This window comes from Niallia sp. Marseille-Q9988 (assembly GCF_976954375.1).
In genome coordinates this window covers 13,352-37,466 of the sequence record NZ_CDRJSZ010000022.1, presented here as the reverse complement: position 1 = coordinate 37,466, position 24,115 = coordinate 13,352, and the positions used below count along the sequence as shown (strand labels likewise).

The following is a 24,115-nucleotide window of genomic DNA, read 5'->3' as shown; positions in this document are numbered from 1 at the left end:
TTAAAGATAAATGTTGATATTTGATGCTTGTCCGAATTCTTGATATAATCATTATAAGAACAAACATTCGGGAGATGGTTAGGGTGGACAAGGCGTTTAATAATTTATTAAAGTATCTCGACAAATTGTCTCATACTAAAAAGGAACAAGTTTATCAATGGGTAAAACGCTATGTTGACCCTGCATCTTCCGTTGGTGGTCGGCTTATCAATGAAATGAGAGAAACTCGTTTCAAGGAAGGATTTGAATGCCCTCATTGTTCCTCAGAACACGTTGTTCGATTTGGAAAAGTCAAAGGTCGTCAGCGGTATCGTTGTAAAAGTTGTTGTAAAACCTTTACGGATACGACTAATACCGTTCTTTATCGCACCAGAAAAGGTGACGAATGGATTACATTTGTGGACTGTATGTTCAAAGGCTATTCCCTGCGAAAATCGGCTGAAATCGTAGGGATTACTTGGGTTACGCTTTTTTACTGGAGACATAAACTGCTGTCTGCCTTAAAACAAATAGATTTTGACCATTTTGAAGGTATCGTTGAAGTTGACGAGACCTATTTCTTGTACTCTCAAAAAGGAGAACGTGGCATTACAGAACGGAAGCCTCGAAAGCGTGGAGGAAAATCCAAACACAGAGGAATTAGCCACGAACAAGTATGTGTTCTTGTCGCAAGAGACCGCACAAAAGCAACTGTCTCCAAAATTTCTTGTATGGGTCGTATTGTGAAGACCAAAGTTGAAAAACTTATTGGCTCTAAACTATCCTCCGACAATGTGCTTGTCACCGATGCTTGGAGAGCCTACAAAACGTATGCGAAAGAAAAAGGATTAGAGCATTACCGAATCAAATCAGATGATGGAAAGCACGTTATTAAAGGCTTATATCACATTCAAAATGTGAACAGCTTTCATTCTCGGATGAAGAAGTGGATTGACCGCTTTAAAGGTGTCGCCACCAAATATCTCGACAATTACCTTGCTTGGTTCTTGTTTGTAGACAGTCGCAGTAACGAAAGCACTAAACAGCATATTAAGGAATTTCTATTAACATCATTTGTATTTGAAATGACTGACACATATGACAGTTTACGACTGTCTAAATTCAAAGTGTTATGATTCTTTTTCTAACAGGTCAATTATTGAAAATAGAACAAGAAGTTGGTGGTACTGATAATTTCTTGTTCTATTTCTTCAATTTTTATTTCCTGGTGATGAAAAAGTAAACAAGTAAAAAAGCTAATCAAACTATAATGGTTTTACGGGTACACATATTTCGCAATAAGGGTTGCTAATCATATCACCAATGTATTTTTCCATAATGGGTTTGTTATCCATTTGATACCCATTGCTTCGTAGGGATGGAAAAATATCAGAATATGCTTTTTGAATATCTTCTGCTGTATGTTTAACTTCGTAAATAAGGTACTTTCCACCAGAAAGTTCACCTTCGAAAACTGAATCATCCACTTGATAATCAGTTGAAATAACAATACAGGCATCAAATCTACAATTATCAGCTAATGTTGTTTCTGGATTATCTTGTGGAATTGCAAATAGGATTGCAGATTCAAGAAGTTTTTTCTCCTTAGCCCATTTTTTTAATTTCTCCATTACTTCAATATTAGCTGGACCATATTGACCAACTCGTCGCATATAAGCAATGCGATAGTTTGGGAGTGTTTCGACTTTAAATTTCATTAAGTTCTTTCTTCCTTTCTTAATTAGTATTGTTTGTTACATTTCGAATGTAACACGCTTTAAAAATATATACATTTAAATTTTTAAAATTTTTTGATAAATTTTAAAATGATAATTTTGCATAGAAAATCAACATTAAAGTTTAACAGAGCCTTATCTTTTAAAAAGTTAAATCTCGCCATACAAAAACCATCCTCCAATCTTTATCTTTCCATTTCATTAAAGTGAAAATTTTCTTTCATGCCTTTACTGATGGCTAGTTCATCCAACCGTTATGGATAGTTGATCTGGTTTTGACTAATTGAAGTTTATAAGTGGGTCCAACTATTACTTTTTACCTATTCCCTTCCATCTTACTAAATATACGAAGGGGGTTGTATTAGCTCTCCTTCCTATTTTTCAAATCAAAACCACCAGTGTGAACTGGTGGTTTGCTCTGCGGCTAAAAGCCTCTCTTACCGGCCTCGGCCTTAAAGGCCCACTGAAAAGGTTTCCCTTCTGCACCACATTCACTCACCAATTCTAAAGAATTTCTTTATTTACTTCCGATTTTTCTCACCCGTGAACGGATCGAATTCTTCGAACAACGTTAGCTGATCAGCCATATAATCTTCTTTCAGCTGATTTCTTATATATTCTTGTATTTGTTTCTTATTTCTCCCCACGGTATCAACGTAGAAACCACGACACCAAAATTTCCGATTCCCATAGCGATATTTCAAATTCGCATGTCGATCAAATATCATCAGGCTACTTTTTCCTTTTAGGTAACCCATGAACTGCGATACACTTAATTTTGGTGGAATACTAACCAACATATGGATATGATCCGGACAGGCATTTGCTTCATGTATAATGACACCTTTTCTTTCACATAGCTCTCTTATGATTTGTCCTATACTCTTTTTGTATTTGCCATAAATAATTTGCCTTCTGTATTTTGGGGCAAAGACTATGTGATACTTACAATTCCATGTTGTATGTGCTAAACTGTTCATGTCCTTCATAAGGGCATACCTCCTTCTTGCGTGAGATAAAGTGGTCGGGAAACCAACTTTATCCTACCATGAAAGGAGGTTTTTTTGTTACCTCGCTATAAGCTCTCCGGAACCCCCGGCATAGCCAGGGGTTTTCGAAACCATCAATAAGAAAAGAGGGGCGATTTTTTTATCGCTCCCTCTTTTTCCCTTTATTTATATACTGGAATTTCTAAATGCAGGATAAATGGTCTTAAGTTATATACTTCCGACATAACTTTTACCTGTTTAGAGGCCCATCCTATATCTGTTGCATATTGATGACCAGCAAATGATTTATTGTTCATTAATTCTGGATTCCAGCGCATTTTATAAATGGTATTTTGGACAATATTATAACTATTTTTCCCGCCTATATATCCATTTTCAATAAAGGCTGCTCCACCTAATATCGCTTTATATGGCGTTGTCCAGCCATTATCATACGCTGCTTCTGCTCCACACTCATCTGGACAGTCATCATACGCACCGATACCATACATGTTATACACTTTTTTCCCTTTATACTCTATCCCTTTTGCAAGAGTAGATGTACCATTACCCGTTTCTAATAGTGTATGAGCCATTAAATAGACTTCATTGATTCCATATTTTTTACCAGCATCAATGAAAGCTTGTCCCTGTCCTTCTAATATTCCTTTTCCTTTTAGATATTGGTTTAGAATACTTACAGGTACTTCACTTGATTTGGTTAAATCCATAAACTGAAATCTTTGGACCTTATCACTAGAGAAGTTAGTTGGATCGAGATAATATTTCACATCAGAAGAAGTAGCATTGCGCCAAGCATTATAGCTTACTTCTACCCATTTGCTTTTCGAATCCTCTTTTAAAACCGTTACTAACGTTCCTTTTTTGACAGATCCATAAATATGTCCTGTCGTACTTGCCTTTGATCTAATATTCAGTGTAGTAGCTGTTACTCTACCTACTCTAGACTCAAGTTCAACAAGCGAACTGTGAACAAATAATTCTTGCTCTTTGTATTCGATTTTATACCATTTGTCGCTGCCAGCCGTTTCATCCCCAACAACATTGTTGTCTAAAATAAGAATTGATGTTCCGGATTTCACTTTTGTTGCAACATTAGTATCCTCTTTGTCATCTTTTATTTCTGGAGACGTTCTAAGCTGCACATCATTTTTCGTGATTTTTCCTTTATCCATCATTTGAAGATATTCGCTAGATGCATATGCTTTTTCATTTCGATATTTATCTGTCTGGGGTGAAGTGTTCATTTGCATCGATAACGCATTATCCAGAGAGATATTATAGTTAGTTTTTGTCGTATAGACGTTTGTTCTGTATGAGTTTTTTTCGCTAACAGCTTCGCCCTTGTCCTTTTTAACAAGCTTTACTTCTATCGCCTCTACTCGCTTTAATAGCCCTTCTGTTCCTGCTTTCATTCCATTCTTGGCCCATCCTAACCAGCCATATGATTGAACATGAACTCGGTAATACACATCGTAATGATTAGCAATTTCGCCTGAAAGATTTATTTTCACTGCTTCTAACGGTTTGGAATAACCTTCTATGCCAGAAACTCCCCCATTGGAAACACTACTTAACCAACTACCGCCTTGCATTTTGGAGGCATAAACAACTTCTCCACTGTAGGGAGAATTTTCAATATTTACTTTTATTGCTTCTATACGTTTTGACTGCCCCTCTGTACCACTAAATTTTCCATCTTTTACCGTTTCCATCCAACCCTTTGACTGTACATAGGAGGAATAGCTAATGGAAGGATCTGTTACAAATGGTTTAGCTGTAGATCCAGGTGCCCTCTTTCCTTTTTCTACAAGCCTTATCTGAATAGACTCTACTCGCTTAGAAAGCCCTTCTGTTCCTGCAGACTGCCCATTTTTGGCCCAGTCAAGCCAGCCATAGCTTTGAGAATAAACTCGATAATACACATCATAATGTTCAGCCATTTCTCCTGTTAAGTTGATTTGGATTGCTTCAACACGTTTACTTTTTCCCGTTGTACCGCTAACTTTTCCATTCGATACTGAATCCATCCAACCATAACTTTGAACATGTGTTTTATACGTAATTCCACCAGAGTAAGGTGTTTTATTTAATGAGATTTTTATAGCTTCTACTCGCTTACTTTTTCCCGTAGTACCAGACGATGCTCCATTTTTCACCGTTTTCATCCAGCCGTAACTTTGAACATGCGTCGAATAAGAAACGGATAGATTTGTCACAAATGGCTGTTCTGTAGAACCAGGAGCTGATTGTCCCTTTTTGACTAAGACTATTTCCATTGCTTCTACTCGTTTAGAAAGTCCTTCTGTTCCTGCTGATTGACCATTTTTTGCCCAACCTAACCAACCATAAGTCTGAGAATGAACTCGATAATACACATCATAATGCTCAGCCATTTCTCCCGTTAAGTTGATTTGGATTGCTTCAACACGTTTACTTTTTCCCGTTGTACCGCTAACTTTTCCATTCGATACTGAATCCATCCAGCCATAACTTTGAACATGTGTTTTATACGTAATCCCACCAGAATATGGGGCATTTTCCAAGTCTATCTTTACTGCCTCTACACGTTTACTTTTTCCTGTAGTGCCAGATAACTTACCGTCTTTCACACTATCCATCCAGCCATAACTTTGAACATGTGTCGAATAGCTTATTGTTGGATTTTCCGCTGCATTAACATTAGTTACATTTATGGAATATCCCAAAACTAGTAAAATAGCAGCAAAAAAATAAAATAGTCCTCTTTTTTTATTCATAGATTCTATATCATTTCCCCCCATAAACTATATTAGGACATAAAACGACACCTTTGTCCTAATATCATTCTTTTTATATGCTACTATTCTATCATATTCGACAGGCATATTTTAATAGTTTTTAAAAATAGGTAAAATGTAGGAGGTATTAAAGAATAGAAGAACTGTACAGTTCTTCTATTCTTCTTATGTGGAAAAGTTGTGTTTCTTAAAGAAGTTTATTAATAACAGAGGAATACATTATAATTTCTTACTCCTTTTCTTCTAAGTAGCTCATGATCAAATAGGTAAAGTTATCCTTATCATCATTGTTCTTATGCGCATCAATATACTTTAGAAATACCTGTCTTATTTCTTCATTAAGTTATTCCATTCTGCTTTCTACTGGATATAGATTGCTGAGCATATCCGGATTATTGTGTAAAACTTCAGGCGATAAGTTAATCACTCTTCTTGACCATTCAGCTCTTTGAAATCAGAGTCTAAGCCAGATTTCCACTAAATCGTATCCAAAAAAGATTGCACAAATGGAATGGCTGCTCCAATTGGAACGCCTTTTGCAGGTGAATGACTGATATGAATAAAGCGGTCGCTGCTTGGAAAGGCGGATTTTTCGTTTGTTTTTTCATGAAGAATACGGATGTCTTCTTCTTTTAAATAGGAAGAAATATGTCCTCCAATAATAAACTCTCTGTTAAGGACAAGATACAAATTATTCATGGAAAAGGCTAAATGGTCTAAAAAAGCGTTCCACCTTTTCACAAAACAAACTACCCCAGATCGCACATTTTCGAAAAAAGCATCTAATGTCTCTCCCGTTTCTAACAGAGCATTTACAGAACTATATGTTTCCATGCACCCTTTCTTTCCACAATAGCATAAAGGTCCATCAGGATTTATCGTCATATGCTCCACTGTTCCACTATGCCCTTCTTTTCCCATATATATTTGATTATTGATGATGATTGCACCACCAAGATGTGTCCCAATTGATAGGTAGACAGCGTCTCCTATAAAGTCCATTGCAATTAAAGCAGATGTAACTAACCCTGAAGATGTAAACGCTATGATGGATACTGTATTAGAAGCTTTTGGTCGATTAGATGTTGCCTTTTGCAATGCTGGAATTTGCTTGAATGTCCCTGCTGAAGAAATGACTTTTGATCAATGGAAAAAAGTGATTGATATTAATTTGACAGGTGTATTCCTTACAGCTCAAGCAGCAGGTAAAGTCATGCTAAAACAAGGCAGCGGTTCCATTATTAATACAGCATCAATGTCAGGACATATTGTAAACTTTCCCCAACCACAATGCTCTTACAATGCTTCAAAGGCTGGTGTGATTCAACTAACAAAATCACTAGCTGTCGAGTGGGCATCAAGAAATGTACGTGTTAATTGCATTAGTCCAGGATATATCGGCACAGAGCTTACATTAAACTCTCCAAGCTTACAACCTTTAATTAAACAATGGAATGAAATGGCACCGCTTAATCGCATGGGGAAACCAGAAGAACTTCAATCCATTTGTGTTTATTTAGCAGGCGACACTAGCAGCTTTACGACAGGTTCAGACTTTGTAATAGATGGTGCTTTCACTGCGATTTAATAGACTTATAGATTTAGGAGGGACTATTTATGAATTACTTACTCGGGACTGATATCGGAACTTCCGGAACAAAGACGATATTAATGGATACTGATGGAAACTTAATTGCACAAGATTTACAAGAATACGATGTGTTAACTCCAAAGCCTTTATGGGCGGAACAATGGCCAGATGTTTGGCTTGAAGCAACAAAAGCCTCCATTAAAAACACGGTGCAAAAAGTCAGGAATTCCACCTGAGAAAATACGCGGCATCGCAATCAGCGGTTTATATGGAGGTTCCGGCATTCCATTGGACGAAAACATGGAGCCTGTTAGACCTTGTATGATTTGGATGGATCGAAGAGCAGAAGCAGAATCAAACTGGGTACTTGAACATATCGGAAAAGAAAAGCTTCTTGAAATTACCCATAATGGTGCTGATCCCTATTATGGATACACAAAAATCCTCTGGATGAAAAACAATGAACCAGAGAACTGGCTCAAAACCAAATTATTTCTCCCACCAAATGATTATGTGATTTTCAAACTAACCGGAGAAGTTGCCATTGATTATTCTTCTGCAGGGAATATCGGCGGAATCTTTGATATGAATAACAGAACATGGTCAAAAGGAATGATGGATGCGATGGGAATCCCCACTTCGTTAATGCCGGAAAAAATTGTGGAATCAACTGATATTGTTGGCGGATTAACGAAAGCAGCAGCGGCGGAGCTAGGGCTTTCTGAAGGAATGCCAGTTATTGCGAGTGGCATTGACTGTGGAGCAGCCAATATTGGACTCGGAGTATTGGAATCTGGCATTTATGCAGCCGCAATTGGCACCTCCATGTGTGCGGCACTGATTTCTGATAAACCAGTCAAAGGAAAGGACTTAATCGTTTGGCCTTATTTATATGATGCAAAAAGACTTTCCTATTATTTTGCTGGTGGAGCTACTGCTGGTGCGATCGTTAAATGGTTCCGCCAAACAATGTGTCAGTATGAATTGGAAGTCGAAAAAGAGGGCGGAAAGAACGCATATGATGCTTTAAACGAACAAGCAGCTAACATTCCAGTCGGAAGTGATGGCTTGATTGTCCTACCTTATTTTATGGGCGAAAGAAGTCCCATTTGGGATTCAGATGCAAAAGGAACGATTGTCGGACTTTCTTTAGCACATACAAAGGCTCATATCTATCGCGCATTTCTTGAAGCAGTAGCCTTCTCTTTACGTGATGCAATGGAAGCAACTGGTGAAGATCTTGGAGAATATATCTTGCTTGCAGGTGGTGTGACAAAATCGAAATTGTGGCGCCAAATTTTTGCAGATGTTACAGGCTATCCCGTTGTCTGCCCGATTCATGATGTTGAAGCCAATATGGGCGATGTTATGCTTGCTGGAATTGGAACTGGCCTTCTCTCTTATGAAGAGGTAAAGAAATGGCAGGTTCTAGATGAGAAGATTATGCCAAACAAAGAGAATCATCAAAAATATAATGAATTTTACCATGTTTATCAATCTATCTATAAGCATTTAAAGACAGATATGAAAACGTTAACAAAAATTTCAGCAATGTAAAATTTTTTTACGAAATGGATGGTGATTGGGATGGAGAAATGGAGAAAAAGGATTGGATACGGAGCTGGGGACTTCGCATGTAATCTTGTATTTAGTACAATGGCTTCTTATTTACTGTTTTTCTATACAGATGTCTTTGGAATTACGGCAACGGTTGCTGGAACGCTAATGCTTGTAACAAAGATTATTGATGCGTTTGCAGATACAGGCATGGGATTATTAGTAGATAGAACAAATACTAGATGGGGACAAGGAAGACCTTATTTCCTCATTGGAGCAATTCCTTTTGCCGTCTTTACGATTTTGACTTTTATTGTACCCGACTTCAGTATGGGTGGAAAAATTGTATGGGCTTATGTAACCTATTGCCTGTTAAACATTGCTTATACTGTTGTAAATATTCCTTTAAATACAATTGTGCCAAGATTAACTTCCGATAATCATGAACGAAACTGGCTAGTCTCAACTAGAATGATTTGCGCATTAATTGGAACCGCTTTAGTCATGACGATTACAAATCCCCTTGTTAATTTCTTCGGAAAGGGAGATACACAAAAAGGCTATCTCATTACGATGACTATTTACGGGGTTGCAGCTGTAATTGTGTTTGTCTTTACGTTTATGAATACAAAAGAAGTCGTACCACCAACTGTAGAACGAGGAAAATCTACTTTTAAAGAGGATTTAAAAGGATTAACCGGCCATGCATTAATCTTCTTTATCTTAAATTTTCTCTATTTCGCCCTTTTTGTAATCAGAAATACTACTGTGATCTATTATTTCACATACAATCTTGGACGAACAGATTGGCTTACGTTTGTTGGGCTTTTCGGTATTCTCTCTGGTCTGCCAATGCTTCTTCTTCTGCCTTGGCTTCAAAGGAAATTACCAAAAAAGAATGTCTTGCTATTAAGTACCGTTATCTATATTGTTGGAGATTTAATGATTTATTTTGGAAAAACGTCTCCTGTTTTACTCATAGCTGGTTTAGCAATTACCGGACTTGGAATTTACGGGATCTTTGGAACCACTTTTGCCATTCAACCAGATATTATCGATTATTCCGAGTATAAAAACAACAAGAGTATCGCTGGGATGATTGCAGCCTTTCAAGGTTTCGCAGTAAAAATAAGTCTAGGCCTTGGTAGTGCACTTGTCGGAGTTTTTCTTCAACTGGGTGGCTATGTTCCAAATGCCACACAAACTCCTAAAGCTTTATCGTATATTGAAGTAAGCTTCATCTGGGTGCCACTAGCAATCTGCTTACTAATCGGCATAACCATGCTGTACTACAAGCTCGATGCCAAACGAAGCGTAATGGATACAGAGTTGAACCGCAGACGAAACCTATTAAATAATAATGTCGTAAATCTTTAAAGTCGAGGGAAGCAAAGGGACGGTTCTTGTTAGGAAATTTTAGGGAAACAGTAGAACCGTCCCTCTGAGGACCCTCCTTACTGTAAATTCAAGAAGACATTTCCTCCAAGCATTTCTTCATAGCGAAGCTGCGCTTTTTCTCCTGTTTTTACTAATCCAGAAATATAGCCTTCTTTTTCATTTCCTACATACATTTCATAACTAAATTCAGGTTCTGTCGTTCCGATAATATCTCCACTATATATATCACCGTTTTTACTAACCATTTCGAAGTTCATTATCCCATCAATATGAAAGGACAAATCCTCTGTAGCCGATTCCGTAAACTTAACTTTCGTTTTCGCTAAAAGCCATTCATATCCTTCTGGGGCAGGCTCATTGAATTCATTCATGGATTTTAATTTTTGATAGGCGTCCTCCCCGCGTATAACTTCCAATACTGTTAAATCAAACTTAATAGGGAAGGATTCCCCTTCATCATTATATAGTTCATCTTCGACTGTTACTGTCTTCTTAAACGGAACTGGATTTGTTCGAGATCCAAGCTTCGACTTTGTTTCTTCTTTCTTTTCTGTCTCTTCTGTTTGTACTTCTTCCTGTTTTTCATCCTCATCTTTAATTGTTACATCCTTCGTATCTTGTCCACATCCTCCAAGGACAGTGACAATAAATAAACCAGTTAGACACAGTTTAAATATATTTGGGAAATTAATTTTCATCCTTATCCTCCTTATTTTCTCTAAATGAAAAACAACTATTTTATTCCGAATCCTTTTCTAAATCATCAGGATAAACGGTTTCATCCAATACTTCCTTTGTGGCTTCGTCTGTTGTAAATATCTTAACCTGATAATCGTCTGAGTCCACACCACTATACAGTTGATACATCATACCTGTTATTCCGAGGCTAAAAATGGCAAAACTATCCATACTATCCTCGTATTTCTCTTTATCAACCACTAACGTAAATTCAGAAAATGATTTATTATGCGTAATATCCTTAATGGACACATAATCATCACTCCCCTTCATTTCCTTTATGGATTCTTCTAGAGATGCTTCCATTTCCTTCATCATCTCTTTATGTTTTGCCTTAGACATTTTATAGGTAAGGGAACCATCGTCATTTTTAGTAACTTTAATTCCCTCTTTTTCTACATCCGCAATAACCGTATCAATATCTTCCCCTTCAAACATGGAAGCTGGCAATGTGATTTCAACGTTTAAAAGACCTTTATCAACATCTACATTTTGTTCATCTGCCTGTTTGTTATTATCAGCATTTTCTTTTTTATCCTTATCCGCTGAACAAGAAGCAAGAATTACCATACTTAATACAAAAAAAACAAAAGAAAATTTCCTCATAAAAATCCCCCTTAACCATTTTTTCATTAAACTTATGACAAAATCCTACCCATTATTATGCCTGCTTCCTCTTTTCCAATACATAAAAAAGGAAGCAGGGGACGGGTTCTTCTGAGAACATAACCTCAGAAGAACCGTCCCTCTACTTCCTTAAACGAGCAATATCTCCTTCATTTCTTTTTCCTCTTTGCTTAAACTACTTAACCAGCTTTCCACAAGCTTGACACCGTCGATTAGTTCGACGTTTAAACCTTTGGCATATTCGTAAGCTGCAGGTGTAAAGCCGCCTGTTGTAATAACATACCCTCCTGCAGCTCCTCTTTTTACTATATTCGAATGAATAAGTGCAATTGGATCAAAAGGTAAATCTCCTTGATGACATTTGACTTGTCCAAGAAACAGTCCTTTTTCTGTTTCATGTTCGAAATCAACTCCAAAATCACCTGTTGAGGGAGTTACCCAGGTCGATCCACCTCTTGTTTGCTCCACAATTTCAGCAGCAAACTTTTCAAATTGAATCGGGTCTTGTTTTATGTAAATCTCAGAATAATTTGGAGAATTTTCCTCAGTTTCTTTTCGAAATCGCAAATACAGCCCCATTGCCAATGTCTTTTTTAATTCATTACTCGATTCGATATGACTTGCCAAAAGCGAAGTCTGATATTGATCTTCCTTTTTGGTCCAAAAATACTTTATAAAAGCCATCGTTAAAAGAATTGCTACAACAATCTCCATATAGAACATTCTCACCACTCCTTGCATTATTAAAGGGTAGGCATTAATGGTTCTTTTTATACAGAGATTATCCAATCTATGCAATTAGGAAAACACCTTATGTATTATTTCGTTTCCAACCTATCTCCCTTTAACAGCATATCAATATGGGGAATATTGTCTTCTAAATATACTTTTGAGATCGATTGAAAACCAAAGGACTGGTAAAACGTTCGCAAATAGTTCTGAGCCTGTATTTTTATTACCTCTTCATTTAATTCCTTTTTAAGGTAATCAATCCCGCGACTCACAAGCTCTTCCGCCAAGCCTTGACCTCTCCATTCTTTCTTCACTAAAATTCTTCCTAGCGAAGCCTCTGGATAAGAAACCCCTGGAGGTAAAATTCTCAAATAAGCAACAACCTCTCCCTCTTTTTCAGCAAATAAATGATACGATTCAGTATCCTTCCCATCCACCTCTAAATATGGACAATTTTGTTCTACCACAAAAACAGCCGTTCTTTCTTTCAAAAGCGTATATAATTCCATGTTCGTTAACTCATTAAAATTCTTTACATGCCATTTCATTTTTTTCACCTCTCCATATTAGTTGTCTGTAGAGAAACGGCACTGTTTCCGTAACTCCTCCACTATCGCCTCGGCGTCATTTCTAAATCCATTCTCCTTTTTTTCTTGCTTCTCTCCATGATACTGATATTTTAGCATTTCTTCCCAATCTATTGTTTTGCCTAGTCCATGCTTACGAATATAGTTAATCGTATTTTGGTCTTCCTTCATTCCTTCTCTATTCAAAATCAGTAGCGGCACATTATAGACAACTGCCTCGCTTACCGTACCCCATCCTGCTTTTGAGATGACTAAATCACTCGCCGCGATATATGCTTGAGATTCCGTTTCCTCTTTTGGAATGGAGAACACATTATCCCTATCTACCTTTACATTGGAAGAAACAATAAATACACAGTTATCACTTTCCCATAAAGGAAGGGTTTCAACTTCTATTCCATCTATCTTCATCCCCAGCCCAAAAAAGATAACGGTCCTCTTCCTAGTCGGATTAACCCAATCAAGAATATGCTCCATCTTTTCCGCTCGTACTTTTCGAGCACAAAAGGGAAACAATCTCTTTTCACAAGGCCAATCACTTTCCTGATTTCCAGCTAGTAGAAAAAAACAGGTCATTTTCGAATAGGAACTTTTCCAAATCTCTAATCTTTTTTGGTCTAATAAGCTTTCATATGCTGTATACCAAGTAAAGTTAGATATACCTATCGACCGAATTCCTACTTTATCAGCAGCTTCAAAAGGCAGTGGAGAAATATCAGAGACTACCAAATCTATTTTCATTTGTTGGAAAAATTGAACCTCTAATTGAATCTTGTTTTCCCAATTCTCCACATACCGATCAAATTCTTTCGCTAGCATCTTCTTATCTGGCTCTAGGCTTCCTTCTTTTAAAAAATAGCCAACATCTGTAGCAATCTTTCGAAAGGTAACTTGATTATATGGAAGTGAGTTCTGCAAAAACTCCATCGCAAAAGCATGACATATAATGATGCGATAAGAAGGTTCTCGCTCTAAAAGTTCACGAATAATGGCAATAGAACGGGCAGCATGACCAAATCCATAGTCAGAAATATAGTATGCGATTGTTTTCATTGTAGGTACTCCTTTAAGCTTAATTCTTTTGCTACCCAATTTATTTATCTTTTATTTTAAACTTTTCTCTAGTTGCAAATAAGGTTTTATCGTTATATTTATCTATTCACTATTCAGACAGTACCTCAAGAAAATGATTGCTATTATTATTTTTACCTTTTTCTCCTTAAAATAAGAGAATTTAAGAGAAAAAGAAACTAACATGATTCAATCTTTCCTACCTTCCCAATAGATTTCTAAATATAACCATCCTATAATGAAAGTATTACAGAGAAAATTGGAGTGATAATCTTGTTGACAATTGGTTACATCGGTAATGGAAAAAGCACCAATCGCTATCATTTGCCCTTTGTTTTGCAGCGGGAAAATATAAAGGTTAAAACCATTTACAGAAGAAATCCTTCTCATGACACTTGGAAGAAACAGGATCAAATCTATTATTCTTCCAATTTAAATGAATTACTGACTGATCCCGAAATACAATTGATTGTCGTTTGTACTACTCATTCCTCTCATTATGAATATACCAAAATGGCACTTGAGTACAACAAGCATGTTTTAGTAGAAAAACCATTTATGATGACAGCAGAGGAAGCAGAAGAAATATACGCTTTAGCTAAAGAAAAAGGGTTAATTGTACAATGCTACCAAAATCGTCGCTTTGATTCTGATTTCTTAACAACACAAAAGGTTATCGAAAGTGGAAAACTAGGCGAGCTTTTGGAAGTAGAAATGCATTATGATTATTTCCGACCTGAAATACCAGAATCTAGCCATGATTTTCAATTCTATAATAGCTTTTTATATGGACATGGCTGCCATACTATTGACCAAGCAATCTCTTACTTTGGCAAACCGAAAAAAATTCATTATGATGTGAGGCAGCTTCTTGGCAGCGGCAGAATGAATGATTATTTTGATTTAGATTTATATTACGATACGTTAAAAGTCTCTATTAAATCGAGCTATTTCCGATTAAAAGAACGTCCTAGCTTCGTTGCTTATGGAAAAAAGGGTGTTTTTGTCAAACATTCAAAAGACCGACAAGAAGAACATTTAAAGCTTTTTTATATGCCTGATCAACCTAATTTCGGCATTGACCTTCCTGAACATTATGGAACATTAACGTATTTAGATGAAAACGGGCAATACCGTGAAGAAAAAGTAGTTTCCGAGCGAGGCGACTATGGCAGAGTGTATGATCAATTATATGAAGTAATAATAAATGGGGCAGACAAACAAGTAAAAGATGAAGAAACATTACTCCAAATGCACATTCTTGAAGAAGGAATGAAAGAATGTAAGTAAGCAGAGTGACGGTTCCTCATATGTTAAGCACGAGAACCGTCACTCCGTTTTCCCTTATTTCATCACAGCGACTGGATTTTCATATACTATTTCTCCATTGATTACGGTTTGTTTGATGGGGATGTCTTTGATGTGGTCTGGGATTGCATTTAGAATGGATCCCTCTAGGATGACAAAGTCTGCTAGTTTTCCTGGCTCGATGCTTCCTTTAATCTCTTCTTCAAAGGATGCATAGGCTCCGTTTATAGTAAAAATTCGAATGGCATCTTCTAGAGAGCTACACTCTTTTTCTCCTATAACCGTTCCATTTTTTGTTTTACGAGTAACGATTTCTTGTATCCCTAATAGTGGTTCGAAGTCTGTAATGGGGCTATCAGATCCAGCTGCCACCTTTACTCCATGTTCTAGGTAGGATTGTGATGGAAACATCCACTCTGCCTTTGAACCAATATACTTTACATATTCATCCCCAAAATCATAAAAGAAAGCTGGATTTATGACAATGACGGCATTCAGTTTCTTTATTCGTTCCACTAATTCTGGATTACAGACAGAGGCATGTTCAATACGATGACGATGATTTTCTCGAGGGAATTTGTTTACCACATGCTCGATGCAGCTTACCATCATTTCTACTGCTCCATCGCCAATCGCATGGGCAGTAATCTGACAGCCAGCATTGTGGGGGCGTTCCATTATGGCATTGACATCTTCTTGGCTTTTATACAAAATCCCTTTATTAGCTGGATCGGTTACATATCCCTCACTCATAGCTGCAGTTTGTCCTGTAATACTTCCATCTAAAAACAATTTACTAGGACCAATTTTAAACCTTTCATTGCCTAAACCTGTTAAAATGCTTGCATCTAATGTCTTATCAATAGCATTTGAAGAGTTATCAAAGGATACAACGGATGCATATATTCGTAATTTAAAATCTGGGTCTTTCGCTACTTTTTGCAAATAAAGGAGATGGTCGCTTCCTTTTCCTCCCATATCGTGAACACTTGTAATACCTGATTTCATATAGTCTTTCGCTGCCAAATGTAAGCCAGAAAATACTTCGTGGTCAGTATAAACATCATGATCGATAACCAACATACGGGCTGCTTCCTTTAAAACGCCTGTTACTGCTCCATCTACGCTTTCGATTTCACCGCCTTCTGGATTAGGCGTTTCGGCAGTGATTCCACCAAGGTCCAATGCCTTACTATTCGCAGCAATTACATGCCCACATGACCGTTGAATATAGATAGGATGAACAGTGGAGACAGAATCCAACTCTTTTCGATTAGGCATACGATTTTCTGCTACATTATTATCGTTATACGCCCAGCCTCTTACCCAGCCTCCCTCAGGTGTTTGCACTGCCTTAGCCTTAAGTAATTCCAACACCTCATCAATCGACTTACATGGTTTTAGATTTGTTGACACCTTTGTCAGTCCAAAATTAAGAAGGTGCAGGTGGGCATCAATAAATCCAGGCAATAATGAATTTCCGCCAAGATCAATGACATTTGTTTCTGCTCCAATCCAAGTATTTATTTCTTCATTAGACCCAACAGCAACAATTTTATTGTCCACAACTGCCACCGCTTCATGAACAGAAAACACATCATCCACCGTAATAATTTCACCATTTGTATATACTAAAGAAGCTTTCATATTTCCTCCTCCTTTACCCACTAATCTTAGGAAGAATAGCAGAATAAGCTTCCTCTAACGATGTACGAATAATCGAGATTGCTTCATCTATTTCCGATTTTTTCACGATAGTTGGAGGAATAAAGCGAATGACATTCTTATCCACCCCACAGACTAACAGCAATAACCCTTTATCTAATGCCTTTTCTTGAAGGATACCAGCTATTTTTTTATCAGGCTCTCCCTTTTCATCAAAAAACTCCATGCCAATCATTAACCCTTTTCCGCGGATATCTACTATTCTTGTAAATTCTGTGCGCAGTGCATCTAATTTTCCCATAAAGTAATCTCCCATTAGAGCAGCATTTCCGATTAATCCTCCTTCTAGCAGGTCAATTACTGCTAAAGCGGCTGCACAGGATACAGGATTCCCTCCGTAAGTCCCACCATGAGACCCTTCTTCCCATTGATCCATTATTTCTTTTTTCGCAATCATTGCACTTAGTGGAAATCCATTAGCGATACCTTTTGCAGCTGCCATAATGTCAGGCTTTATGCCGTAATGCTCCCATGCAAACATCTTTCCAGTCCGCCCAAATCCTGTTTGCACTTCATCAAAAATAAGCATAATTCCATGTTTGTCACAAATTGCGCGAATTTCTTCGATAAATTCCACCGGCGGAACAATATAGCCCCCTTCCCCTTGGATAGGCTCTAATATGATCGCGGCAACTTGATCTGGAGCAATTAAATAGGCAAAGATATCCTCCAAGCTCTTCAAACAACGTTTTACTTCATCCGCTTCTGATAAACCGGAACGTAACGCATAAGGGTATTCCGCATAATAGACACTTGGCAATAAGCCTTCATAGTTTTTTCGGTAATGAGAACTAGAGGCTGTTATACTAGTTGCACCCATTGTTCTTCCGTGAAAGCTTCGTTTAAAGGAAATAATCCCTGGTCGCTTTGTGACCCGTTTCGCTAGTTTTATCACACCTTCAACTGCCTCTGCTCCACTATTGGAAAAATAAACTTTATAATCTCCTCCCATTAATGCCACTAATTTTTCCGCTAATTCCACATAAGAGGGATAGTAGACAATGTTATGGCAGCCATGTACTAAAGAATCAATTTGTTTTTTTGCCATATCATTTACATAAGGATGATTATGACCGACATTCGTGACACCAATGCCACTACCAAAGTCTAAATACTTCTTCCCGTTTTCATCATATAAATGCATACCTTCTGCCTTCACAATCCCTAATTCAGTAATTCTTTTCCCTACTGGTGGAATGACAGATAGTGCTCTTTCATATAAAGACCTTGATTCCATTAGGCAAAACTCCCTTAACTCAATTTTTAACTGGTACTACCGGTTGGATAACCTTAATATAAAGCACTACTTATCCCTCTGCAATCAATCGGTAATATAATCTGACACACTTTTTTATAATTTTCTGATTTTTTACCAATAAAAAAATAAACCAATAGCGTTCCACTGGTTTATTCCAAAGTACTATTCACTTGCTTTCCTGCGTTTTCTAACAGATGAATATCTTCCTTGACTGTATTTAGATGCTGCTTCATTACTATTACTGCTCTCTTTTCATCCCTTGTTTGTATTGCTTCAATCATTTCTAAATGCTGCTTTTGCGCCAATTCAATACTTGCCGGATTAATCTTTGTCAAATAAACAACTTGATCAGATAAGTCGGAAAAGGATTTGGTTAATATATAAAATAATTCATTGGGTACCGATTTTGCTAGCTCCATATGAAATTTTGCATCTAATTGAACATATTGATCCACGAAAAAACGATTTTGCTCCATTTCTTCATAAACAGATTTCAATCTATCTATATTTTCCTGTGTAGCATAGATCGATGCCCTTTGAATAATAGAAATTTCTAGTACTTCACGAACCTCTAGTATATGGCGAATACCAGATAAAGACTTATCGACAAATCGACTTAAGGTATCTGCTACAACAGAAGTTTCTGGTTTCTTTACATAGGCTCCCTTGCCAACATGTACTTGTACGTAACCTTTTTCCTTTAATATTTTTATTGCCTCTCTTACAACATTTCTACTTACTTGGTAATAAGTCGCTAGTTCCCTTTCGGACATTAGTTTTGAACCAACTTTTAATTCCCCATTTAAAATACTATTCTCAATTGTTTTTACAATATCATTATAAAGAGCCTCGTTCATGCTGTTTACCACCTTTTACGAGAACATTTTCATCCTACCGGTAATACCAGTTTATTCTGAATATTATTACTTTAACATTTTTTCCCGCATCTGCCTAGCAATCACTTTGGTTTACGTTAAATGAACGCACTCTACTACGATAAATAGTCCTTTATAATAATACTTTATTTCTTTAATCTGTAATCCAGCGTTTTTGATTTTTCTACCGTATTTCTATTTAAATGGCAGCCATCACAAATTTTTTTCCATAGTGGTGTTAAAAGATCTTGCGTCTTTGCCAGTACAGCATTCTCCATTTTCACATGCTCAAAGAAGTAAAAGGTTGCATTTGGTTTACTTACGCGAATCATTTCTTTCAATGCCGCTTCAGGGTTAGGAATCGTACAAAAAACAAGAGTAGAAATGACATAATCAAACGTTTGATTAGGAAAAAGAAGCTGTTCTGCCTTTTGCTCATGACAAAAAATTGGCACAGATGCCTTCTCTAATTGTTTTTTTGATTTCTTTATCATAGAAGGATTCGGTTCAATCGCATCTACTCGCTCCACATCTCGATAGAACGAGAAATTTATCCCCGAACCAGAGCCGATTTCCAACACTCTTCCCTTTACTTTGCTGAGCAGTTCTTTTCTTATTGTGTAAAATCTTCCCTTTTCTAACGGCTTCATTCCAAAATCATATACATATGGAAACAAATTCCCCATGCTACTGCCTCCTTCGTTACCTTTATTATACCTTAAAAGGAAAACACACAGAGGGACGGTTCTTATGTAATAGTACTCATTAGAACCGTCCCTCTGTGTTCAATATTCCTTTAATTTCAAGTAATAAGAATGAAGTGGATGTTTATTCGCATATCTGGATATTTTGTAGTTTTTTAATTCTGTATGTTTTACTAAATTGCACTCTAATATTGTATATAATAAGCGCTCAGCAGGAATTCTATTACGTAGTTGCATGGTACTGATAGAATCAAAATTCGCAATATACCAAGGGATAAATTGTTGGATTTCCTTTGAATTCACTTGTTTATTTTTCCCATTATATTCTATTACTCTTTGAATAATTGCGAGCGTATGCGGATCAATTGCTTTATTCGATAAAGTATCTCCTATATAGGAATGAAAAAGATTTTCCAGAAATGAATTTACTCTCTTATTAACAACCAACTCCTCTGAAAATACGCCTGCTGCTTGCATTGGATTCTTTTGGATAAACCGAAATTTCGTAAAATCACTAGGATGGATAAATTGTGCTAAAAGAATCAGGAAGTTATAGAAAAAGAAAAGATAGCCAATTTCAACTGTAATAGGGTGAAACAATAATAATATTCCTATTAAAACAGAAAATAAATTAGCAAATATTCCACCGAATGATATATAGAAAAAATCTTTTTCGAAGAAGCGGTTAAGCTTTTCTCTAGAAGTGATTACTTCATTAAAGTTCAGCATAACAAATCCGCCGGAAAGCAGTTGAAATGGTCGCAATCTAAAATTTCGAAAAGTATTATTATAAGCTTCCATACAACCTGCTTTAAAAATTCTAAATGGATATTCCAATTGACGTGCCATTAAAAGATGTCCCATTTCATGAAGTAAAACAGAAAAGATATAAATAATCAAACACTTGCCAAGAAAAGTAAAAATGGAAAAATCCACCTTTCCAAAAACAGATTGGAGCATTAAAAAGTAGCCTATCGATCCAATGATAATCATTGTCATCATCAAAATAACAATTAGGATATTCCACCTTGAAGAATATTCAACTGTTTTATCCCACACATAGTCAGCAGAACTCGACATGTTTTCACATTTATCTATGAGTTACCCATCTCCTTTATCGTGTCTGTGTGAATATAAAAGCTTTCCACTCATCATCCTTTTAAATATGTCATACTTCTTTCATATATGAATTTTAAAAATATATAGTTTCCTCATAAGTATGTCTCTTTATCATTTACTGGCTTACCCCTTTAACATTTTAGAATCAAAAAGATTTGATAATCCAAGAAATAACCCTAGAACAACTCCCAATTGTAAATTACTGAAAGTGTAAATTTCAGATAATAAAAAGCTTATTATTCCACATAAGAAGAAAACAATAGAAAATATTGCTTTTTCCTTCCCTGAATCATTTATTTTCCCATGTAATTTTTCCATCCATGAAAGTTTTTTATACAAGGAAATAAACATAATCCTTATTAAAAGGTAAATTGGTATAGCAATAAGCAATATCACGAATAAATCCAAAAAGAATTCCATTTCTTCTGCTCACTTTCCAATTTTCAGATAATAAAAATGATAGGTTCATGAATAATATAATTATATCTGAAAATGCGTCTTCCATTCGTCTAACTTATTTTTAAATGTTATAAATATTCATATTATTATAACCCTTTTTTAGTAAAAAAAAATAAGTCTTTTTGATTATTTTTACTATTTACTGGAATTTTCGGGGATTTTACTTACTTTATTAACATCATTAACTACCTCCGAAAAAGAGTATGCATCAAATATCTCTGCTTTCCTATCCTTGGTTGCAAAACATTCTTTATACTATACTAATAAATAAGTTACATACATAATGAAAGAGGTGAATACATTGAAGATCGGTCTTATTGGATTAGGAAATATTGCGAAGAAAGCGTATTTACCTGTGCTATCTGAAAAAGTAGGGATAGAGCTCGTTCTTTGTACAAGAAATGAGGAGACACTAAACAAGCTATCAAAGAAATATAGAATAGAAGAAAAGGTTCAAACAGTAGAGCAACTCATTAGCAAAAATATTGAAGCGGCTTTTGTTAGCACCGCTACTGAAGCACATTTTGAGATAGCGAAAGAATTATTGGCGCATGGTATCCATGTATATATTGATAAACCCATTTCAATGGATTATGAGGAAACAGAAAAAATTGTCAATCTAGCAAAACAAACGGGCAAAATAGCGATGGTTGGATTCAACAGAAGATTTATCCCCAAAGTGAAGGAATTAAAAGAAAATGGGAAGGCAAATCTCATTCTTATGCAAAAGAATCGCTACGCTATGCCAGACTATATAAGAAGATTTGTTGTCGAAGATTTTATTCATGTAGTAGATACGCTTAGATTTTTAATGAATACGGAAGTAAAAGATGTAAAGGTTGAATGCCTGAAAGAAGGCAAAACACTTAATAGCTTAGTTATCCAAATGATTGGGGAGGGCTGTATTGCAATTGGAATAATGAACCGAAATGGTGGCGTAACCGAAGAAATCATTGAATATTCCACAGGCAAAGATAAGTATGTCGTAAACAGCCTTGTGGAAACAACCCACTTCCATAACAAAGAAATCCACATTTCTAAATTTGGAGACTGGGAACCAACACTATATAAACGCGGATTCTATCAGATCATTGACCATTTTATTGATTGCATTCAAAACAATAAAGTCCCAGAACCATCAATGGACGACTCATTAAAAACACATGAGATTTGCGAAATGATAGTTAGGGAAGCAGAGGAACGGTTCTAACTTCTAACCTCCCTACTTCATAAAGGCATCTATCCCTTTAATGGTATAGATGCCTTCTTATTGCAAATATTCCAGGGAAGCAAGAAAACAATGCCCTTCTCACGAATCCCTATATTTTTTCTTCTGTTTCTTTATGGAAAAAATGGCATTTATCCATGTCCAAGTAAAATGGAATGGTTTCTCCTGGTTTTACGTTGGTACTGCCGTCTACTTTTGCTACATAGGAATTGTCTTTGCCGATGGAAGAATAAAGGAGGGTTTCTGCTCCCATTAGTTCCACCACATCAACCTTTGCATTTACTTGTGCATAGGATTGATGATCATTTTGTTTTACATAAATATTCTCTGGTCTGATACCAAGAATAATATCCTGTCCAGATTTATTTATTCCCTTTAATTTTTCTACCTTTTCCTCTGGCAAATGAATGATCTCTCCCTCTGTGAGAAAGGAATTTCCTTCGATTCTACCTGTAAAGAAATTCATTGCAGGTGATCCAATAAATCCTGCAACAAAAACATTAACTGGATCATCATAAACCTCTTTTGGTGTCCCTACTTGTTGAATCACGCCATCTTTCATTACAACTAATCGAGTCGCCATCGTCATCGCTTCTGTTTGGTCATGTGTTACATAAATCGTTGTCGTCTGCAGTCTTTGATGGAGCTTTGATATTTCTGCACGCATTTGCACACGGAGTTTTGCGTCTAGATTGGAAAGTGGTTCATCCATTAAAAATACCTTGGCATCTCTGACAATCGCCCGCCCTAAAGCAACACGCTGCCGCTGCCCTCCAGAGAGAGCTTTTGGCTTTCTTTTTAAATATGGTTCTAATCCAAGCATCTTAGCGGCTTCCTCCACGCGTCGCTTTATCTCCTCTTTAGGAAATTTGCGAAGCTTCAGTCCAAATGCCATATTATCAAAGACATTCATATGAGGATATAAGGCATAATTTTGGAAAACCATGGCGATATCTCGATCTTTAGGGGCAATATCATTTACTAATTCATCATCAATATAAAATTCACCCTTCGAGATTTCCTCTAGCCCTGCCACCATTCTCAATGTCGTCGATTTACCACATCCAGAAGGTCCTACAAATACGATAAATTCTTTATCTTTAATATGTAAATTAAAATCTTTCACTGCTGCCAAATCTTTATCGTATATTTTGTAAATATGCTTTAAGTTTAATTCAGCCATACTATTCCTCCTAATAACATCCTAAAACGGGATTTTTTCTTTACTTCTAAGAGTTCGCTTCCTTGCAATCACCGCTAATCTAGATGTTTTTTAAGCAGAGGTATAGCATCAGTATCTGCTCTTTTTTGCAAGTAATACAACATTTATATTCTATGAATCAAATAATGATTACATGGAAGCATAATATTCCCTTAAATCTATCGGTAACCCAGTGTCCTGCGATTTATTTGCCGCGAGCGTAGTAGCCAGTGTTTGAATACCATTTTCATAGGATGAAAGGATTAACTCAGGCTGATTATAAGTGATTGCTTTGATAAAAGCTTGATCCTGTGCCTCATAATAATTTAACGTTGGTCGATAGGTAATTGTTGAATAAAGGAACTGCATAAATTACCGATTGCATCAGACTATCTTACAAGACTTATGCATCTACCTATTACCCTATAACCT

The 24,115-nt window shown here is 36.4% G+C and carries 24 protein-coding genes; 7 read left to right on the top strand and 17 right to left on the bottom strand.

What is annotated here, in order from left to right:
- Nucleotides 1-83 precede the first annotated feature (83 nt).
- Nucleotides 84-1,115 carry an IS1595 family transposase gene (locus ACWNMZ_RS24530; RefSeq protein ID WP_048719066.1) on the top strand — a complete coding sequence of 344 codons (1,032 nt, stop codon included), beginning with the start codon at nt 84-86 and terminating at the stop codon, nt 1,113-1,115.
- A 129-nt stretch (nt 1,116-1,244) separates the two neighbouring features.
- Here the strand turns inward: ACWNMZ_RS24530 and ACWNMZ_RS24525 are convergent, their stop codons facing one another.
- The 4 genes from ACWNMZ_RS24525 to ACWNMZ_RS24510 form a co-directional block, all read right to left on the bottom strand.
- On the bottom strand, nt 1,245-1,697 hold the full coding sequence (locus ACWNMZ_RS24525; RefSeq protein ID WP_048719068.1) for an AraC family transcriptional regulator: 453 nt from the start codon (nt 1,695-1,697) through the stop codon (nt 1,245-1,247).
- Nucleotides 1,698-2,236: 539 nt separating this feature from the next.
- Nucleotides 2,237-2,704: an IS200/IS605 family transposase gene (tnpA, locus tag ACWNMZ_RS24520; protein ID WP_100525941.1), complete on the bottom strand. Its 468-nt coding sequence runs from the start codon at nt 2,702-2,704 to the stop codon at nt 2,237-2,239.
- A 182-nt stretch (nt 2,705-2,886) separates the two neighbouring features.
- The gene (locus ACWNMZ_RS24515; protein ID WP_449598944.1) at nt 2,887-5,433 is read right to left on the bottom strand and encodes a glucosaminidase domain-containing protein; all 2,547 of its coding nucleotides are present in this window, start codon (nt 5,431-5,433) and stop codon (nt 2,887-2,889) included.
- Nucleotides 5,434-5,982: 549 nt separating this feature from the next.
- A complete protein-coding gene (locus tag ACWNMZ_RS24510) occupies nt 5,983-6,507 on the bottom strand; it encodes an ROK family protein (protein WP_082169298.1) in 525 nt (174 codons plus the stop codon).
- Between the two features lie 43 nt (nt 6,508-6,550).
- On the opposite strand from ACWNMZ_RS24510, the gene ACWNMZ_RS24505 reads away from it, so the two are divergent.
- Genes ACWNMZ_RS24505 through ACWNMZ_RS24490 form a run of 4 tightly spaced genes read left to right on the top strand, consistent with a single transcriptional unit; the run spans nt 6,551 to nt 10,030 of the window.
- Nucleotides 6,551-7,093 (top strand): SDR family oxidoreductase, encoded by a 543-nt coding sequence (locus ACWNMZ_RS24505; protein ID WP_239687092.1) that lies wholly within the window; start codon nt 6,551-6,553, stop codon nt 7,091-7,093.
- Nucleotides 7,094-7,122: 29 nt separating this feature from the next.
- Nucleotides 7,123-7,332 carry an FGGY family carbohydrate kinase gene (locus ACWNMZ_RS24500; protein ID WP_275044152.1) on the top strand — a complete coding sequence of 70 codons (210 nt, stop codon included), beginning with the start codon at nt 7,123-7,125 and terminating at the stop codon, nt 7,330-7,332.
- Nucleotides 7,265-8,653 carry an FGGY-family carbohydrate kinase gene (locus ACWNMZ_RS24495; RefSeq protein WP_349205139.1) on the top strand — a complete coding sequence of 463 codons (1,389 nt, stop codon included), beginning with the start codon at nt 7,265-7,267 and terminating at the stop codon, nt 8,651-8,653. The genes ACWNMZ_RS24500 and ACWNMZ_RS24495 overlap by 68 nt, the downstream gene beginning before the upstream one ends.
- Nucleotides 8,654-8,683: 30 nt before the next feature.
- Nucleotides 8,684-10,030, top strand: a complete 1,347-nt coding sequence (locus ACWNMZ_RS24490) for an MFS transporter (protein WP_031537506.1) — start codon at nt 8,684-8,686, stop codon at nt 10,028-10,030.
- A 77-nt stretch (nt 10,031-10,107) separates the two neighbouring features.
- Here ACWNMZ_RS24490 and ACWNMZ_RS24485 read toward each other — a convergent pair whose 3' ends face one another.
- From ACWNMZ_RS24485 to ACWNMZ_RS24465, 5 genes are all read right to left on the bottom strand, one after another.
- Nucleotides 10,108-10,749 (bottom strand): hypothetical protein, encoded by a 642-nt coding sequence (locus ACWNMZ_RS24485; protein WP_031537504.1) that lies wholly within the window; start codon nt 10,747-10,749, stop codon nt 10,108-10,110.
- Nucleotides 10,750-10,789: 40 nt separating this feature from the next.
- The gene (locus ACWNMZ_RS24480; RefSeq protein ID WP_035416428.1) at nt 10,790-11,395 is read right to left on the bottom strand and encodes a hypothetical protein; all 606 of its coding nucleotides are present in this window, start codon (nt 11,393-11,395) and stop codon (nt 10,790-10,792) included.
- A 150-nt stretch (nt 11,396-11,545) separates the two neighbouring features.
- On the bottom strand, nt 11,546-12,139 hold the full coding sequence (locus ACWNMZ_RS24475) for a restriction endonuclease (RefSeq protein WP_031537501.1): 594 nt from the start codon (nt 12,137-12,139) through the stop codon (nt 11,546-11,548).
- A gap of 95 nt (nt 12,140-12,234) precedes the next feature.
- Complete coding sequence (locus tag ACWNMZ_RS24470) at nt 12,235-12,696, bottom strand: GNAT family N-acetyltransferase (RefSeq protein ID WP_031537500.1); 462 nt, start codon at nt 12,694-12,696, stop codon at nt 12,235-12,237.
- A gap of 18 nt (nt 12,697-12,714) precedes the next feature.
- Nucleotides 12,715-13,788, bottom strand: a complete 1,074-nt coding sequence (locus tag ACWNMZ_RS24465) for a glycosyltransferase (protein WP_349205140.1) — start codon at nt 13,786-13,788, stop codon at nt 12,715-12,717.
- A gap of 291 nt (nt 13,789-14,079) precedes the next feature.
- Between ACWNMZ_RS24465 and ACWNMZ_RS24460 the strand changes: the two genes are divergently transcribed.
- Nucleotides 14,080-15,096, top strand: coding sequence for a Gfo/Idh/MocA family oxidoreductase (locus ACWNMZ_RS24460; protein WP_349205141.1), 1,017 nt, complete (start codon nt 14,080-14,082; stop codon nt 15,094-15,096).
- A 54-nt stretch (nt 15,097-15,150) separates the two neighbouring features.
- Here the strand turns inward: ACWNMZ_RS24460 and ACWNMZ_RS24455 are convergent, their stop codons facing one another.
- The 6 genes from ACWNMZ_RS24455 to ACWNMZ_RS24430 all read right to left on the bottom strand — a co-directional run bounded on the left by ACWNMZ_RS24455 (nt 15,151) and on the right by ACWNMZ_RS24430 (nt 21,113).
- Nucleotides 15,151-16,761 carry an amidohydrolase gene (locus ACWNMZ_RS24455; RefSeq protein ID WP_349205142.1) on the bottom strand — a complete coding sequence of 537 codons (1,611 nt, stop codon included), beginning with the start codon at nt 16,759-16,761 and terminating at the stop codon, nt 15,151-15,153.
- Between the two features lie 13 nt (nt 16,762-16,774).
- A complete protein-coding gene (locus ACWNMZ_RS24450) occupies nt 16,775-18,076 on the bottom strand; it encodes an aminotransferase class III-fold pyridoxal phosphate-dependent enzyme (RefSeq protein ID WP_349205143.1) in 1,302 nt (433 codons plus the stop codon).
- A gap of 170 nt (nt 18,077-18,246) precedes the next feature.
- Nucleotides 18,247-18,954: a FadR/GntR family transcriptional regulator gene (locus ACWNMZ_RS24445; RefSeq protein WP_051640951.1), complete on the bottom strand. Its 708-nt coding sequence runs from the start codon at nt 18,952-18,954 to the stop codon at nt 18,247-18,249.
- A 164-nt stretch (nt 18,955-19,118) separates the two neighbouring features.
- Nucleotides 19,119-19,658, bottom strand: a complete 540-nt coding sequence (locus tag ACWNMZ_RS24440) for a class I SAM-dependent methyltransferase (RefSeq protein ID WP_349205144.1) — start codon at nt 19,656-19,658, stop codon at nt 19,119-19,121.
- A gap of 99 nt (nt 19,659-19,757) precedes the next feature.
- Nucleotides 19,758-20,678, bottom strand: coding sequence for a site-2 protease family protein (locus tag ACWNMZ_RS24435; protein WP_449598943.1), 921 nt, complete (start codon nt 20,676-20,678; stop codon nt 19,758-19,760).
- Between the two features lie 240 nt (nt 20,679-20,918).
- Entirely contained in the window at nt 20,919-21,113 is a 195-nt protein-coding gene (locus tag ACWNMZ_RS24430) for a hypothetical protein (RefSeq protein ID WP_449598942.1), read from the bottom strand.
- 442 nt (nt 21,114-21,555) lie between these two features.
- Here ACWNMZ_RS24430 and ACWNMZ_RS24425 point away from each other — a divergent pair, with 442 nt between their 5' ends.
- Nucleotides 21,556-22,464, top strand: coding sequence for a Gfo/Idh/MocA family protein (locus tag ACWNMZ_RS24425; protein ID WP_031537482.1), 909 nt, complete (start codon nt 21,556-21,558; stop codon nt 22,462-22,464).
- Between the two features lie 109 nt (nt 22,465-22,573).
- Here ACWNMZ_RS24425 and ACWNMZ_RS24420 read toward each other — a convergent pair whose 3' ends face one another.
- Entirely contained in the window at nt 22,574-23,665 is a 1,092-nt protein-coding gene (locus ACWNMZ_RS24420; RefSeq protein WP_031537481.1) for an ABC transporter ATP-binding protein, read from the bottom strand.
- A 168-nt stretch (nt 23,666-23,833) separates the two neighbouring features.
- A complete protein-coding gene (locus tag ACWNMZ_RS24415; protein ID WP_152910848.1) occupies nt 23,834-24,052 on the bottom strand; it encodes a hypothetical protein in 219 nt (72 codons plus the stop codon).
- Between the last annotated feature and the right edge of the window lie 63 nt (nt 24,053-24,115).

Coding starts and splice junctions, on each gene's coding strand:
- ACWNMZ_RS24510 (WP_082169298.1), bottom strand. CDS start 6,507: ATGGACTTTATAGGAGACGCTGTCTACCTATCAATTGGGACACATCTT.
- ACWNMZ_RS24445 (WP_051640951.1), bottom strand. CDS start 18,954: ATGAACGAGGCTCTTTATAATGATATTGTAAAAACAATTGAGAATAGT.
- ACWNMZ_RS24455 (WP_349205142.1), bottom strand. CDS start 16,761: ATGAAAGCTTCTTTAGTATATACAAATGGTGAAATTATTACGGTGGAT.
- ACWNMZ_RS24495 (WP_349205139.1), top strand. CDS start 7,265: ATGTTTGGCTTGAAGCAACAAAAGCCTCCATTAAAAACACGGTGCAAA.
- ACWNMZ_RS24465 (WP_349205140.1), bottom strand. CDS start 13,788: ATGAAAACAATCGCATACTATATTTCTGACTATGGATTTGGTCATGCT.
- ACWNMZ_RS24500 (WP_275044152.1), top strand. CDS start 7,123: ATGAATTACTTACTCGGGACTGATATCGGAACTTCCGGAACAAAGACG.
- ACWNMZ_RS24485 (WP_031537504.1), bottom strand. CDS start 10,749: ATGAAAATTAATTTCCCAAATATATTTAAACTGTGTCTAACTGGTTTA.
- tnpA (WP_100525941.1), bottom strand. CDS start 2,704: ATGAAGGACATGAACAGTTTAGCACATACAACATGGAATTGTAAGTAT.
- ACWNMZ_RS24430 (WP_449598942.1), bottom strand. CDS start 21,113: ATGGAAAAATTACATGGGAAAATAAATGATTCAGGGAAGGAAAAAGCA.
- ACWNMZ_RS24475 (WP_031537501.1), bottom strand. CDS start 12,139: ATGTTCTATATGGAGATTGTTGTAGCAATTCTTTTAACGATGGCTTTT.
- ACWNMZ_RS24490 (WP_031537506.1), top strand. CDS start 8,684: ATGGAGAAATGGAGAAAAAGGATTGGATACGGAGCTGGGGACTTCGCA.
- ACWNMZ_RS24420 (WP_031537481.1), bottom strand. CDS start 23,665: ATGGCTGAATTAAACTTAAAGCATATTTACAAAATATACGATAAAGAT.
- ACWNMZ_RS24450 (WP_349205143.1), bottom strand. CDS start 18,076: ATGGAATCAAGGTCTTTATATGAAAGAGCACTATCTGTCATTCCACCA.
- ACWNMZ_RS24435 (WP_449598943.1), bottom strand. CDS start 20,678: ATGATGACAATGATTATCATTGGATCGATAGGCTACTTTTTAATGCTC.
- ACWNMZ_RS24470 (WP_031537500.1), bottom strand. CDS start 12,696: ATGAAATGGCATGTAAAGAATTTTAATGAGTTAACGAACATGGAATTA.
- ACWNMZ_RS24480 (WP_035416428.1), bottom strand. CDS start 11,395: ATGAGGAAATTTTCTTTTGTTTTTTTTGTATTAAGTATGGTAATTCTT.
- ACWNMZ_RS24505 (WP_239687092.1), top strand. CDS start 6,551: ATGATGGATACTGTATTAGAAGCTTTTGGTCGATTAGATGTTGCCTTT.
- ACWNMZ_RS24440 (WP_349205144.1), bottom strand. CDS start 19,658: ATGGGGAATTTGTTTCCATATGTATATGATTTTGGAATGAAGCCGTTA.
- ACWNMZ_RS24525 (WP_048719068.1), bottom strand. CDS start 1,697: ATGAAATTTAAAGTCGAAACACTCCCAAACTATCGCATTGCTTATATG.
- ACWNMZ_RS24415 (WP_152910848.1), bottom strand. CDS start 24,052: ATGCAGTTCCTTTATTCAACAATTACCTATCGACCAACGTTAAATTAT.